The organism is Streptomyces tatrensis (assembly GCF_049310065.1).
Classification (GTDB): domain Bacteria; phylum Actinomycetota; class Actinomycetes; order Streptomycetales; family Streptomycetaceae; genus Streptomyces.
In genome coordinates this window covers 1,130,064-1,143,625 of record NZ_JBMDLB010000007.1, presented here as the reverse complement: position 1 = coordinate 1,143,625, position 13,562 = coordinate 1,130,064, and the positions used below count along the sequence as shown (strand labels likewise).

Sequence of the window (13,562 nt, the reverse complement as noted above, 5' to 3'; positions counted from 1 at the left end):
AGGTGGGCGCGAGGTAGGTGCGCGGTGGGTGCGAGGTGGCGGGGCACGGTGATCCGTACCCACTCGGGGAGGGTCCATGGGGTGGACCTCGGTGGCCGGTGGCAGACCAGATGCGCGGAATTGGCTCTGCTAGGCAGGCCAATCAGTCTCCAGACTGGAGGCCGGCACGCAGGAATTGGCCTGGTGCTCGACGGGAGGAGATCTTCATGTCCAGCGAGTTCACCGTCCTCGGCGACCGCGCCGAGCGGGCCCTCCAGCAGAGCCACGAGCGGCGGAACCGCGCCGGGCTGCCCGGCCTTCCGGCCCTGCGCGACTGGGTCCACAGGCTGGTCAGGGCCGTGCGGGAGCCGAGCCGATGAGCCGGGTGGTGGTCGGGGTGAGCGGCTCGCTCGGCAGCCTTGCCGCCCTGCGGGCGGGGGCCGGGGAGGCTCGGCTCGGAGGGCGGGAACTGGTGGCCGTAGTGGCCTGGTCGCCCCCAGAGGGGGAAGGGATGTTCGCCCGGTTCCCCGACCCGGCGTGGGCCGCGCTGTGGGCGGCGGAGGCCGCCGCGACCCTCGACCGGGCCTTCGAGGAGGCCTTCGGCGGCGACCCGGCGGACGTGCCCGTCGTACGCCGCCACGTGCTGCGGGGCGACCCCGGCCGGACCCCGTGCGAGCCGGCCGGACGACCGGACGGCCTGCTGGTCGTCGGGGGCCGGCCCGGCCGCCGCTACGGGGGCCGGGTGGCGCGCGTGCTGCGCGGCCGCGCGGCGTGCACGGTGCTGACCGTGCCCGCACCCGTACTGCCGGGCGCGTGGCTCAGGCGGCTGCGCCGGGCCGGGCCCGCGGACTTCGGGGCCGGAGCAGCGGCGGGCGCGGGGGCGGGCGTGGCGGGGCACGCGGCGCGCGGGGTGGCCTGGTTCAGGCCCGGGCGAGGAGCAGGCCGCCCATCGTGACCATGGTCGCCGCGACGAGCCCGTCCAGCGCCCGCCAGGCCGCGGGCTTGCCGAGCGGGCCGCTGAGCAGCCGGGCGCCGTAGCCGAGCGCGCCGAACCAGGTGAGGCTCGCCAGGACGGCCCCGGCGCCGAAGGCCCAGCGCAGGTCGCCGCGGTCGGCGGCGATGGACCCGAGCAGCAGCACGGTGTCGAGGTACACGTGCGGGTTGAGCCAGGTCATGGCCAGGCAGGTCAGCACGGCGCGCCGGGCGGAGGCGGCCCCGGCGGCCCCGCCGGGGGAGTCCGCGGCGAGGGCGGCGCCGGGGTCGGGGCGCAGTACCCGGCGGGCGGCGAGGGCGCCGTAGCCGATCAGGAAGGCGCCGCCGACGAGGCCGACGAGGGTGAGGGCGGGCGGCCAGGCGGTGACGAACGCGCCGACGCCGGCCACGCCGAGGGCGATGAGGGCCGCGTCCGAGAGGGCGCAGATGGCGACCACGGCGAGGACCGATTGGCGGCGTACGCCCTGGCGCAGGACGAAGGCGTTCTGGGCGCCGATGGCGACGATGAGGGAAAGACCGGTGCCGAAGCCGGCGAGGGCCGCCGTGATGATGCCGTGTGTCATGTCTTCGACCGTAGGCAGCGGCACGGCGAGGAGTACAGCTAAAGATTCTTACGTACCATTAGCCCGCGTGATGGATGAACTGCCTGTCGACCAGGTCCGGACCCTGCTCGCGGTGATCGACGAGGGCACCTTCGACGCGGCGGCCGCCGCCCTGCACGTGACCCCGTCCGCCGTCAGCCAACGCGTCAAGGCCCTGGAGCAGCGGACCGGGCGGGTGCTGCTGATGCGCACCAAGCCCGTACGGGCGACCGAGTCGGGGGAGGTCGTCGTGCGCTTCGCGCGCCAGCTCGTCCGGCTGGAGCGCGACGCGCGGGCCGAGCTCGGCATGGCCGAGGGCCTGGGGCCGCTACGGCTGCCGATCGCGGTCAACGCGGACTCGCTGGCCACGTGGCTGCTGCCCGCGCTGGCGGGGGTGCCGCAGGATCCGCCGGTCTGCTTCGAGCTGCACCGGGAGGACGAGGCGCACGCGACCGAACTGCTGCGGGACGGGCGCGTGATGGCGGCGGTCACCTCGCAGCCGGCGCCCGTGGCCGGGTGCACGGTGCGCAGGCTGGGGGTCGCGCGGTACCTGCCGGTGGCGAGCCCGGCCTTCGCGGCGCGGCACCTGCGGGAGACGGTGGAGCGGGACCTGCGCAGGGCGCCGGTCGTGGTGTTCGACCGGCTGGACCTGTTCCAGGACGAGTTCGTGCGGCTGGTGACGGGAGACGAGGGCGCCAGGGCTTCGGAGGTGCGTCATTACGTGCCGACGTCGGAGGGGTTCTGCGACGCGGTGGTCTCCGGGCTGGGCTGGGCGATGCTGCCGCAGGCGCAGGCCGGCCCACGGGTGGCGGCGGGGGAGCTGGTGGTGATCGCGCCGGGGCGGACCCTGGACGTACCGCTGTACTGGCAGCAGTGGAAGCTGGACTCGCCCGCGCTGTCGATGGTCGCGGAGGCGGTCGCGCGGGCGGCGGCGGAGGCGCTCGACTAGGCCGGGGCGAGCCGTACGGGGCCCTGCGGGAGCCTTGCCGGCCCCCTGGCCTGCGGGGACCTGGCGGGGGAGGGCTTAGGCTGCGGGCATGGAGTCCTACACGATCGGCCAGGCGGCGCGGCTGCTCGGCGTCAGCGTAGACACGGCCCGGCGGTGGGCCGACGCGGAACGGTTCCCGACGCGTCGGGACGGTACCCGCCGGATGGTCGACGGGCCGGACCTGGCGGCGTTCTGCGTGGAGGTCGCGCAGGAGGGCGGCGAAGGCGGGGAGGCCGCGTACACCTCGGCGCGCAACGCCTTCCCCGGCATCGTGACGGGCGTGAAACTGGGCACGGTCGACGCACAGGTGGAGATCCAGGCCGGACCGCACCGGGTCGTGTCGCTGCTGACCCGGGAGGCCGTGGAGGAACTCGGCCTGGAGGTCGGCGCGAGGGCGACGGCGCGGGTGAAGTCCACGAGCGTCTTCATCGACCGGGCCTGAGCGGCGGTTGCCCGCGCCCAGCGTGCCGGGAGCGGTGTCCGGGAGCGTACGTACGCCTCGTCCCCGGTGCTGCCGAGTCCTACGGGGCGGACCGGCTGCGCGCGCCCTCGTCCGGCGACCCGGCCCGCCCGGCGTGCGGAGATCGGCAGCCGCAGGGTCCCGGGAGCCCCGGAGCCCCCGAGCCCGGTAGCCCTGTGGTCCCGCGGTCCGCGCGCCGATGGCACACTGGCCGCTGTTCCGCCGAAGGGGAGTACGTTCGTTGTCCATGTTCAGCAACCTGCGCCGGGTCGTGCGCCGCAGCTACCGGCGGGCCGTCGACCTCAGCCACCCGGCCCGCTCCCCGCTCGGCAGTGCCGTCGTCAACTGCATCGTGTACCGGGAGGGCGTGCGCCAGGACAGCCACGGCCACGCCGATGTCGGCGAGGCGCTGCGCCGGGTCCGCAAGACGGGCGAGGGCTTCGTCTGGGTCGGCCTGCACGAGCCCTCGCAGGAGGAGTTCGCCGGGCTCGCCGAGTTGCTCGGCCTGCACCCGCTCGCCGTCGGGGACGCGGTCCAGGCCCACCAGCGGCCCAAGATCGAGCGCTACGACGAGACCCTCTTCGCCGTGTTCAAGACGGTGCGGTACGTGGAGCACGAGGAGCTGACCGCGAACAGCGAGGTGGTGGAGACCGGCGAACTCATGGCCTTCGCCGGCAGCGACTTCGTCATCACCATCCGGCACGGCGGCCGGGGCACCCTCGGGTCGGTCCGCGAGGAGCTGGAGGCCTTCCCCGAGCACCTGGCCAAGGGGCCGGTCGCCGTCCTGCACGCACTGGCCGACCACGTGGTCGACGAGTACGTGGCCGTGACGGACGCGGTGCAGAACGACATAGACGCCGTCGAGACCATGGTCTTCAGCGAGCACGGGGGCCGCGGGGACGCCGGCCGGATCTACCAGCTCAAGCGCGAACTGCTGGAGCTGCGCCGGGCGGTGGCCCCGCTGGGCCGGCCGCTCCAGCAGCTGAGCACCCTGCCCATTCCCGTCATCCCGCCGGAGATGCGCACCTACTTCCGGGACGTCGCCGACCATCTGACCCGTGCCACCGACCAGATCGGCGCGTACGACGCCCTCCTCGACTCGATACTGCAGGCCCATCTCGCGCAGGTGACCGTCGCCCAGAACGAGGACATGCGCAAGATCACCGCGTGGGCGGCCATCATCGCCGTCCCCACGATGGTCTGCGGGGTCTACGGCATGAACTTCGAGCACATGCCCGAACTGAAGTGGACCTACGGATATCCCTTCGTGCTCGGTGTGATGGCCGTCGCGTGCTTCGTCATCCACCGCGGCTTCCGGCGCAACGGCTGGCTCTGACGGCGTCCGGGTGCCTCTGACGGCGGCCCGCCGGCCGTCGGAAAACCGGGTGAGGGTGCCCGACCCCGCCGGTAGGGTCCGCGTGTTGGCGCGCAACCACGAGGAACGGGCAGGTCGGACATGCAGCAGGCGGACACGGACGCGGTGGCGACGGCGGAGCTGGCCGGTGAGCGGGTACGGCTGGAGCCGCTGGAGCTCCGCCACCACGACGGCCTGTGCGAGGCGGTCCGCGACGGCAGCCTGTGGGAGCTCGCGGTGACGATCGTCCCGCACCCGGACGAGGTACGGGGCTTCATCGAGGACGCGGTCGCGGCGCGGGCGGCGGGCACGCAGATCCCGTACGCGACGGTGGACGCGGCGACGGGCCGGGTCATCGGTTCCACCCGGCTGATGGTGATCAACACCGCGAACCGGCGGCTGGAGATCGGCTGGACCTTCCTCGCCGCGTCCTGGCAGCGGAGCGGTGCGAACGCCGAGGCGAAGCTGCTGATGCTGACGCACGCCTTCGAGGCGATGGGGATGAACCGGGTCGAGCTGCTCACGGACGTGCGGAACGAGAAGTCGCGGGCGGCGATCACCCGGATCGGCGCGCAGCACGAGGGCGTGCTGCGGCACCACATGGTCATGCGCGACGGCTGGATCCGCGATACGGCGGTGTACAGCATCACGGGCCCGGAGTGGCCGGACGTGAAGCAGGGCCTGCGGTCCCGCCTGGCGGCTCGCGCCACCGGCCGATCCGAAGGCTGAGCGGAGCCCCCCTCCGAGCCCCCCTCAGAGCGCCCCGGGCAGCGTGCGCTGCCCGGGGCGCAGCCGTGTCCGGCGACGGCGGCCTCGTAGGCCGGGGTCGGGTGGCCGTCGGCGCTGCCCGGCGGGAGCGGATCCAGCCAGGGCCTTGAGGTGGCGAGACATCTGGTAGTAAAGTTTCCTAACGAAGTCGCCCGAGCATCAACTCCCTCATGGAGGCACTGTGTTCACCCCCCACCACAAGCGACTGGCCGTAAGTACCGTGCTCGGCGCCGCCCTTCTCGCCGTGCCCGTCACCGCCCACGCGACCGCCACCACCCCCACCGCGGCCCCGGCCGCCGCGCAGGTGTCGGCCGCCGCCGTCGGACTCGACGACCCGGCGAAGAAGGACATCGCCATGCAGATCGTCTCCAGTGCCGAGAACTCCTCGCTGAACTGGAAGGCGCAGTACAAGTACATCGAGGACATAGACGACGGCCGCGGCTACACGGCCGGCATCATCGGCTTCTGTTCCGGCACCCACGACATGCTCGAACTCGTCGAGTACTACACGCAGATCAAGCCCGGCAACGTGCTCGCCAAGTACCTCCCCGCGCTGCGCAAGGTCGACGGCAGCGATTCGCACGCCGGCCTCGACCCCAACTTCACCAAGGACTGGGTGAAGGCGGCCTCCGACTCCGCCTTCAAGAAGGCCCAGGACCACGAGCGCGACCGGGTCTACTTCAACCCGGCGGTGAAGCAGGGCAAGGCCGACGGGGTCGGCGTGCTCGGCCAGTTCACCTACTACGACGCCATCGTCATGCACGGCGACGGCACCGACTCCACCAGCTTCCGCAACATCCGCAAGCGCGCCCTCACCAAGGCCAAGCCCCCGGCCCAGGGCGGCAACGAGACCACCTGGCTCAACGCCTTCCTCGACGCCCGGGTCTGGGCGATGAAGCAGGAGGAGGCGCACAGCGACACCAGCCGCGTCGACACGGCCCAGCGCGTGTGGCTCAAGAAGGGCAACCTGAACCTCAACACCCCCCTGGACTGGAAGGTTTACGGGGACCCCTTCCACATCGGCTGACCGCGCCGAGGAGCGTGAGGCGGCGGTCCGGGGCGAACTCCCCTCCCTCCCCGGGCCGTCGCCCGGCCCGCCGCCGCAGCGCCCACCCCACGAGCACGGCCGCCCCCGCCAGCCCGTACGCCACCGGGATCGTCGCCCCGCCCAGCACGCGCACCGAGACGTACGCCGCCGCCCCCGCGAGCGCCACCCCCAGCCACTCGGCGCGGCCGTCCAGGGCCACCAGCGCGATCAGCAGCAGCGCGTACCAGGAGTACCCCGGAGTCATCAGCAGGAACGCCGTACCCGTCACCAACAGGGCCGCGCTCCAAGGCTGCCCGGGATCCCCGCGCCGCCAGACGTACACCGTCACCGCCAGCATCCCGACCGCGACCGCGGGCACCGACCAGGAGTCCGGGAGCACGAGGCGCAGCAGCGCGTAACGGCCGCCCGCGCCCGGGTCCTCGTACCCCTCCTCCTCGGCGTAGCCGCCCAGGTAGCCGAAGACCGACGCGCGCGAGACCAGCACGTACGGCAGGTACGCCAGCCCCACCACCGCGGCCGCGGGCAGCAGCAGCGCCGCCGCGTCCCGCCACCGCCGTACGCCGGCCAGCGCGCCCGGCAGCAGCACCGCGGGCAGCAGCTTCGCCGCGATCGCCAGCCCGAACAGGGCTCCGCCGAGCGGGCGCCGGCGCACCACCACCCCCAGCGCCGCCACCGACAGCAGGACGGCGAGCACGTCGACGTGCGCGTTGTTCACCGCTTCCACCGCCACCGCCGGACACCAGGCCCAGTACGCGGCGGTACGCAGCCGCGCGCCCCGGCGGCGCTGGACCAGCAGCAGCGCCCCGGTGACGGCGAGCGCCAGCAGGGCCCCGCCGGCCTGCAGGGCCTTGTGCCGCACGCCCGCCGGAGACAGGGCGTGCACCAGAGCGAACCACCACTCCGCGACGGGCGGGTAGACGGTGTGCACCGTGGGCCGGTTGATGCGGGTGCACACCCCGGGCTCCACGGCCACCCGGTCGGGCCCGGCGCAGGCGGCCCCGCCGCGCGGGAACAGCCAGTCGTCGCGCAGGGCGCGCAGCGCCGGATCGGCGGGGGCGTGGTCGTACGGGGAGATCCCGGCGGCCTGCACCCGCCCGTCCCAGGCGTAGCGGAAGGAATCGGTGCTGGTCAGCGGCGGCCCGGAGAGCCCCGCGGCGCAGACGGCCAGCGCACCCGCCAGCACGAGCGGGACCACGTACCGCCCGGGCACCCGCCGCAGCGACCAGGCGGCCGCGCCGAACAGCGTCCAGGCGGCCGCGTACCACCAGGTGAGCCGCGCCGGGTCGGCGAAGTAGCCCTCCTCGCGGACGGCGGGCACGAGCACGGCGGTCAGCGCGGCGAGCAGCAGCACGGTGAGGAGGGTCCGGGCGCGGGGGTGGTCCATACGGGCCAGCCTGGCAGCGCGGGGCGCCGCCGGGCGGGCGACCCGGCCCGGCGTCCGCGTTTCGTAAGGTGTCGGGGAGCCCGCGCGGGGCCCGGCGGCGCTCTCATGGAGGACATGACTCCGCCCGTGCCGCCGCCGGTGCCCCCATCCGTGCCGCCGCCCTCCACCCCACCCGAATCCGGCCCCCGCTTCCCGCTGCGGCCGCCCTCCTTCGGCGGCCGGCTGCACGACGCCCGCACCGCCACCGCCCTCGGCCGCTGGCTCGGCGCGGCCTTCGCCGTCTGCTTCCTGACCGGCCTGATCAGCCACTACCTCCAGCACCCGCCCGGCTGGGCCGCGGACTCGCTGCCCAGCCGCCCGGTCTGGGGCTACCGGCTCAGCCAGGGCCTGCACATCGCCACCGGGCTCGCGGCGATCGTGCTCCTGCTCGCCAAACTGTGGACCGTGTACCCGAGGCTCTTCGTGTGGCCCCCGGTGCGCAGTGTCCGGCACGGGCTGGAACGGCTGTCGGTGGCCGTGCTCGTGGCCTCCGCCGTCCTCCAGGTCTTCACCGGGCTCCTCAACATCGCCGAGTGGTACCCGTGGCCGTTCGGCTTCATCCAGACGCACTTCGCCCTCGCCTGGGTGGTGACCGGCTCGCTCCTCCTGCACCTCGCCCTCAAAGCCCCCGAGATCAAGGCCCATTGGAGCCGCCGGTCGCCAGGAACGATCCAACTGCCCGCCCAGGACGGCCCGGACCGGCGCTCCCTGATGCTCGGCGTCGGCGCAGCCGTCGGAGCCGTCACCCTCACCACCGTCGGCCAGTCCTTCACCCCGCTGGGGCGCCTCGATCTGCTCGCGCCCCGGCACCCCGACCACGGACCCCAGGGGCTCCCGGTCAACCGCACGGCCGCCGCCGCCGGAGTGACCGAGCGGGCGGTACGGGACTGGCGGCTGGAGGTGCGCGGCCCCGCCCCCTACACCCTGACGCTCGATCAACTCCGCGCCCTGCCCAGGGCGCAGGCCCGACTGCCGATCGCGTGCGTGGAGGGCTGGAGCGTGGAAGCGCGCTGGAGCGGCGTCCGGATCCGCGACCTGATGGCACGGGCCGGCGCCCCGTCCGGGGCGGGCCTGAGGGTCACCTCGCTGGAAAGGGGCGGCGCCTACCGGGTGATGGAGATGGGCCGCGACTACGCCGAGGACCCGCTGACCCTGCTCGCGCTGGAACTGAACGGCCAGACCCTGACCGCCGACCACGGCTACCCCGCGCGCATCATCGCGCCGAACCGGCCCGGAGTCCTCCAGACCAAATGGGTCGCGCTGCTGGAGGTCCTGTGAAGAGCGTGCGGCTGCTGCTGGGCGGCGCCGGACTGCTGCTGATCGCCATCGGCGGCCGGCTGCTGGCGGACCTGCCCGACCCCCTCGACGTGCTGGTGTGGATGGGCGGGGCGCTCGTCCTGCACGACGCGATCATCGCGCCCCTCGTCCTGGCGGCCGGCTTCGCGGTCGCCGCCGTGCCCGCGCGGGGCCTCGTACGGGGAGCCCTGCTGACGGCGGGCGTGCTCGTACTGGTCACCCTGCCCCTGCTGCTGCGCCCGGGAACGCCGCCGAACCCGTCCGCCCTGCCCCTGCCGTACGGGCGGAACCTGCTCCTGGTGCTCGCCGCGGTGGCCGTCGCCGCCGGGGTGATGGCAGTCGTGGGACGGCGGCGGCGCGCACGGCCCGGTCCGTCCGAAGCCGCCGCGCGCAGTGACGAGTGACCCGGCGTGCCGTCAGCCGCCGCCCCGCTCGACCGGGATCCACAGCTGGGAGTCGGTCTCCGCGCCGATCTCCACCGGCCGCGTCCGGAGGAACTCCGGTCCCGGCCGGCTCGTGTACGGGTTCGAGGGGAACCACTGGGTGAACACGTCCCGCCACAGCTCCTGGAGGGAGCCCGGGTAGGGCCCGCGGTTGTCGAAGACCGCCCAGGTCCCGGCGGGCACGTCGAGGGCGTCGAGCTCATCGGCGACCGTCCGCGGGCCGGTCGCCACGCCGACCCAGTAGTCCACCTCGGCGCCCTCCTCCCGGCTGTCGGTCAGGTGCACCACCGCCGAGAAGATCCCCTCCGGCTCCCGGCCGGCCAGCGCCTTCATCCGTACGACCGTGCGCTCGTCCAGGCTCGCCACGTGCGCCGTGGCGGCCGCGTTGGGCCCCTCGTGCACGAGCGGCACCCGGGCCTTCCTGCCGAGGACCCGGAACGGTTCCTTCTCCACGATCCGGTACCGCATGGTCGTGCTTCCCTCGACGACGACACGGAAGGACATGCGGGGCTGCGCCGTGAGCACGGCGCCCGTGCGCCGCGCCTCGCCCGGCCCGATGCCGTGCACCGAGCGGAACGCCCTGGCGAACGCCTCGCCCGAGCCGTACCCGTACCGCACCGCGACATCGAGCAGCGTCAGCTCCCCGGCCAGCACCTCCGCCCCGGCGAGCGTCATCCGCCGGCGCCGGACGTAGACCGGGAGCGGCATCCCGGCGAGCGCGGAGAACAGCCGCCGGAGTGGTACTCCGACACCGCGGCGATCCTGGCCACCTCGGCCATGTCGATCTCCTGGTCGAGGCAGGACTCCAGGTGCTCCAACGCCTGGTTCAGCCGCTCCAGCACGCCGTCCGTCCTTCCCTGCCCACCCGACACATCCCGTGCGGGAATTGTCGGGCGGCGAGCCGTGGCGCTGCCCGAGGCTTACGCCCATGAACGACATTAAGGGATATTGCGAGCCGCGGTTCGGTGCGGTCCACGAAGCACTCGCGGGGCTGCTGGCCAAGGGAGACGTGGGCGCCTCGGCGGCCGTTTACCTCGACGGCGAGCCGGTGGCCGACCTCTGGGGCGGGTACGCCGACGCGGACCGTACCGTCGGCTGGGAGCGGTCCACCCTCACCTGCGTGAACTCGACGACCAAGAACATGACGGCCCTGTGCGCGCTGATCCTGGCGGACCGGGGCAGCCTCGACCTGTCCGCTCCGGTCGCCGCCTACTGGCCCGAGTTCGCCGCGGCGGGCAAGGAGGGCGTGCTGGTGCGGCACGTGCTGTCGCACACCGCGGGGCTGCCGGACGCGTCCGGGCCGATGACGGTCGAGGAGCTCTACGACGGGGAGCGCGTGACGGCGGGGCTGGCCGCGCAGGCGCCCGCATGGGAACCGGGCACGGCCGCCGGCTATCACGCGCTGACCTTCGGATTCCTCGTGGGCGAGCTCGTCCGCCGCATCACCGGCCGCAGCCTCGGCGAGTTCTTCGCGCAGGAGGTGGCCGGGCCGCTGGGCGCGGACTTCCACATCGGGCTCCCCGCCGAGCACGATCACCGCGTCGCACCGCTCATCGCGCCGCCGTCGCTGACCGACGACCACGCCGCCAGTGCGCCGCCCGGACCGGACGGTGCACGCCGGGAGGGCGCCGGCATCACCGTCCGGGTCAGGGACGTCAACTCTCCTGCCTGGCGCCGTGCGCAGATCCCCGCGGTGAACGGTTTCGGCCACGCCCGCTCCGTCGCCCTGGTCCAGTCGGTCCTGGCGAACCGGGGGACGGCCGGCGGTGTGCGACTGCTGTCCCCCGAGGGCTGCGAGCCCGCGTGGCAGGAGGTGTTCAGCGGCCCGGACCGCGTCCTGGGTACGCCGATGTCCTGGACGGCGGGCTTCGGGAAGTTCGGCAACACCTTCGGGTGGGGCGGCTGGGGCGGCTCGCTGGTCGTGAGCGATCCCGACGCACGGATGACGGTGGCCTACGTCATGAACCAGATGATACCGCGACCGGCAGGAGGACGACCGCGGCATGGAGATCGTCATGGCCGCGTACGCCGGGCTGGGCTGACCCGGGCCGGGCCGACGCCGGTCCGGCCTGACCCCGGGCCGGGCTGACCCCGGACCGCGCTACGGGGCTGCGGCCCCGCGCGTCAGTACGGTGAAGGGCCGGCCCGCCGCGGTCCAGCGGCCGGCCGGGGTCCAGCCCGCGTCCGCCGCGTGCCGGGCCAGGGCCTCCGGGCCGACGCGGGCCCAGGGGAACGGCGCCCCGAGGCCGCCCCGGCCGTCGGCCACCCGGACATCGCAGCGTTCGTCCACGTCGGCCCCGGCCTCCGCCTGCACGCACTCCACGATCAGCGAGCCGCTCGGCGCGAGCACCTCGGCCGTCCGGCGCAGCAGCGCCGCGGGGTCGCCGCCGATGCCGATGTTCCCGTCGATGAGCAGCGCCGTGTCCCAACGGCCTTCTCCGGGAAGGGTGTCGAAGACCGACCGGTGCAGGGCCGTGCCGCCCGTGCGGGCGGTCCGGGCCACCGCCTCCGGGCTGACGTCGATGCCGAGGGCCCGGTGCCCGCGTGCGGCGAGCGCGGACACCAGCCGGCCGGGGCCGCAGCCGATGTCGAGGACGGCTCCCCGGCAGCGGCCCAGTACCGTCCGGTCGGCGTCGTCCGGTGCCTCGCACCAGCGCTCCACGTCCAGCGGGAGCAGCCACCCGTCGCCCCGGCGCAGGTAGAGCGGCCCGCGGCCACTGCGCAGGGCCACCGTGTACGGGTCCGCGGACCAGGCGGCGACCGGACTGCCGGCCCGGGCCGCGCCCGAGGTGAGCGTGGTCATCGCAGGACCGGCCGGGTGATGCCCGCCAGCCGCGCGGCGAAGGCGCCCGCCGGAGCCCCGGCGGCGACCAGACGGGCGTCCTCGGCGGTGTCGACGTCGCGCAGCAAGGGCAGCCGGCCGGTGCGCAGCCCGGCCGCGCGCAGTCGTTCGTACTGGACCGCGCCCGTTTCGGGGACCGACATCGGTACGCCGCGCAGCAGTGCGGGGTCCGGGACGGCCAGTCCGAGCGCCCAGAAGCCGCCGTCGACGGCGCGCCCGAACCAGGCCCCGTACGCGGACCAGTCGACGTCCAGCAGCTCCGGCGTGACCTGCGGGGTGTCCATGCCGATCAGCAGCGCGGGGCCGTCACAGGCCCCGAACGCGGCGGCGAGCCGCAGGTCCAGGCTCCCGCCGCACTGCGGGAGCACCTCGAAGCCGGGCGGCAGCCAGGGGCCGGGCCGGCCGTCCAGGACCAGGACCCGGCGCCGCGCGGGGGCCGCGGCCACGGCGGCCAGGGTGTCGGCGAGCGCGGCCTCGGCGAGCGCGGCCGCCTCGACCGGGGTGAACGGCGGGGTGAGTCGGGTCTTGACCCGGCCCGGGACCGGCTCCTTCGCGATCACCAGCAGGGTGGTCGTACTCATCGGGCACCGCCGGAGGGCGTGCGGCCGGAGGGTGCACCGCCGGAGGGCGTGCCCGCGCCGGCCCCGCCGGCAGCCCGGGCGTCGGGCGGCTGCGCCAGGACCCGGCTCATGTCGCGCACCGCCTGCCAGGTGCCCCGCCAGGTGCCCGTCACCTTCGACTTCCCCGAACGCGGCAGGTACGGCACGTCCACCTCCCGGATCCGCCAGCCCGCGTCCGCGGCCCGGACCACCATCTGCAGCGGGTAGCCGGAACGCCGGTCCGACAGGTCCAGCCCGAGCAGGCCCTCCCGTCGTGCCGCCCGCATCGGGCCCAGATCGCGCAGCCGCAGCCCGGTCCGGCGGCGCAGCAGCCGGGCCAGCGCCAGGTTTCCGGCGCGGGCGTGCGCGGGCCAGGCGCCGCGGCCCCGCGGCCGGCGCCGGCCGAGCACCAGATCGGCCTCGCCCGCGGCGACGGACGCCACGAAGCCGGTCAGCAGCCCAGGGTCGAGCGAGGCGTCGCAGTCGCAGAAGCAGACGACGTCCGCATCCGAGGCGAGCAGCCCGGCGTGGCAGGCGGCGCCGAAACCGCGCCGGGACTCGCTGACCACGGTCGCGCCGAGGGCCCGTGCGAGCTCGGCGGAGCCGTCGGTGGAACCGTTGTCCACGACCAGGGCCCGCCAGCCGGCCGGGATGCGCGCGAGGACCCAGGGCAGGGCCTCGGCCTCGTTCAGACAGGGAAGTACGACGTCTACCGTCACGGTTTCGCTCACGGTTTCACCGTAGGAACCGGGGCCGCGCAAAAGGGCCGTGGACTCCTTACGAAACGC

14 protein-coding genes and 2 pseudogenes are annotated in these 13,562 nt (G+C 74.6%); 10 read left to right on the top strand and 6 right to left on the bottom strand.

Features of this window, described 5'->3' with window-relative positions:
* Window positions 1-206 precede the first annotated feature (206 nt).
* Together ACODT5_RS08935 and ACODT5_RS08930 are read left to right on the top strand one after the other, a co-directional pair.
* Complete coding sequence (locus ACODT5_RS08935) at window positions 207-359, top strand: hypothetical protein (protein ID WP_422518641.1); 153 nt, start codon at window positions 207-209, stop codon at window positions 357-359.
* The gene (locus ACODT5_RS08930; protein WP_422518640.1) at window positions 356-934 is read left to right on the top strand and encodes a universal stress protein; all 579 of its coding nucleotides are present in this window, start codon (window positions 356-358) and stop codon (window positions 932-934) included. Before ACODT5_RS08935 ends, ACODT5_RS08930 begins: the two co-directional genes overlap by 4 nt.
* On the opposite strand, the gene ACODT5_RS08925 is transcribed toward ACODT5_RS08930, so the two are convergent.
* Complete coding sequence (locus ACODT5_RS08925; RefSeq protein ID WP_422518639.1) at window positions 900-1,535, bottom strand: LysE/ArgO family amino acid transporter; 636 nt, start codon at window positions 1,533-1,535, stop codon at window positions 900-902. The genes ACODT5_RS08930 and ACODT5_RS08925 overlap by 35 nt on opposite strands.
* A gap of 70 nt (window positions 1,536-1,605) precedes the next feature.
* Here ACODT5_RS08925 and ACODT5_RS08920 point away from each other — a divergent pair, with 70 nt between their 5' ends.
* The 5 genes from ACODT5_RS08920 (at window position 1,606) to ACODT5_RS08900 (ending at window position 6,150) form a co-directional block, all read left to right on the top strand.
* Window positions 1,606-2,502 carry a LysR family transcriptional regulator ArgP gene (locus ACODT5_RS08920; protein WP_422519599.1) on the top strand — a complete coding sequence of 299 codons (897 nt, stop codon included), beginning with the start codon at window positions 1,606-1,608 and terminating at the stop codon, window positions 2,500-2,502.
* Between the two features lie 88 nt (window positions 2,503-2,590).
* Complete coding sequence (locus ACODT5_RS08915) at window positions 2,591-2,983, top strand: TOBE domain-containing protein (RefSeq protein WP_422518638.1); 393 nt, start codon at window positions 2,591-2,593, stop codon at window positions 2,981-2,983.
* Between the two features lie 265 nt (window positions 2,984-3,248).
* The gene (locus ACODT5_RS08910; RefSeq protein ID WP_422518637.1) at window positions 3,249-4,337 is read left to right on the top strand and encodes a magnesium and cobalt transport protein CorA; all 1,089 of its coding nucleotides are present in this window, start codon (window positions 3,249-3,251) and stop codon (window positions 4,335-4,337) included.
* A 120-nt stretch (window positions 4,338-4,457) separates the two neighbouring features.
* Window positions 4,458-5,084, top strand: a complete 627-nt coding sequence (locus tag ACODT5_RS08905) for a GNAT family N-acetyltransferase (protein ID WP_422518636.1) — start codon at window positions 4,458-4,460, stop codon at window positions 5,082-5,084.
* Window positions 5,085-5,343: 259 nt separating this feature from the next.
* Entirely contained in the window at window positions 5,344-6,150 is an 807-nt protein-coding gene (locus tag ACODT5_RS08900; protein ID WP_422518635.1) for a chitosanase, read from the top strand.
* Here the strand turns inward: ACODT5_RS08900 and ACODT5_RS08895 are convergent.
* On the bottom strand, window positions 6,098-7,555 hold the full coding sequence (locus ACODT5_RS08895) for a glycosyltransferase 87 family protein (RefSeq protein ID WP_422518634.1): 1,458 nt from the start codon (window positions 7,553-7,555) through the stop codon (window positions 6,098-6,100). The two genes, ACODT5_RS08900 and ACODT5_RS08895, sit on opposite strands and share 53 nt — an antisense overlap.
* Before the next feature lie 114 nt (window positions 7,556-7,669).
* Here ACODT5_RS08895 and ACODT5_RS08890 point away from each other — a divergent pair, with 114 nt between their 5' ends.
* Window positions 7,670-8,872: a molybdopterin-dependent oxidoreductase gene (locus ACODT5_RS08890; protein ID WP_422518633.1), complete on the top strand. Its 1,203-nt coding sequence runs from the start codon at window positions 7,670-7,672 to the stop codon at window positions 8,870-8,872.
* Window positions 8,869-9,294: a hypothetical protein gene (locus ACODT5_RS08885; protein WP_422518632.1), complete on the top strand. Its 426-nt coding sequence runs from the start codon at window positions 8,869-8,871 to the stop codon at window positions 9,292-9,294. The genes ACODT5_RS08890 and ACODT5_RS08885 overlap by 4 nt, the downstream gene beginning before the upstream one ends.
* A 12-nt stretch (window positions 9,295-9,306) precedes the next feature.
* Here the strand turns inward: ACODT5_RS08885 and ACODT5_RS08880 are convergent.
* Window positions 9,307-10,175: pseudogene (locus ACODT5_RS08880) on the bottom strand (AraC family transcriptional regulator).
* An 86-nt stretch (window positions 10,176-10,261) separates the two neighbouring features.
* On the opposite strand from ACODT5_RS08880, the pseudogene ACODT5_RS08875 reads away from it, so the two are divergent.
* Window positions 10,262-11,375: pseudogene (locus ACODT5_RS08875) on the top strand (serine hydrolase domain-containing protein).
* Window positions 11,376-11,434: 59 nt separating this feature from the next.
* On the opposite strand, the gene ACODT5_RS08870 reads toward ACODT5_RS08875, so the two are convergent.
* The 3 genes from ACODT5_RS08870 to ACODT5_RS08860 are packed head-to-tail and all read right to left on the bottom strand — an operon-like array spanning window position 11,435 to window position 13,505.
* A complete protein-coding gene (locus tag ACODT5_RS08870; RefSeq protein ID WP_422518631.1) occupies window positions 11,435-12,136 on the bottom strand; it encodes a class I SAM-dependent methyltransferase in 702 nt (233 codons plus the stop codon).
* Window positions 12,133-12,756, bottom strand: coding sequence for a TIGR04282 family arsenosugar biosynthesis glycosyltransferase (locus ACODT5_RS08865; protein WP_422518630.1), 624 nt, complete (start codon window positions 12,754-12,756; stop codon window positions 12,133-12,135). The genes ACODT5_RS08870 and ACODT5_RS08865 overlap by 4 nt, the downstream gene beginning before the upstream one ends.
* The gene (locus ACODT5_RS08860; RefSeq protein WP_422518629.1) at window positions 12,753-13,505 is read right to left on the bottom strand and encodes a glycosyltransferase family 2 protein; all 753 of its coding nucleotides are present in this window, start codon (window positions 13,503-13,505) and stop codon (window positions 12,753-12,755) included. Before ACODT5_RS08860 ends, ACODT5_RS08865 begins: the two co-directional genes overlap by 4 nt.
* Window positions 13,506-13,562: the final 57 nt, after the last annotated feature.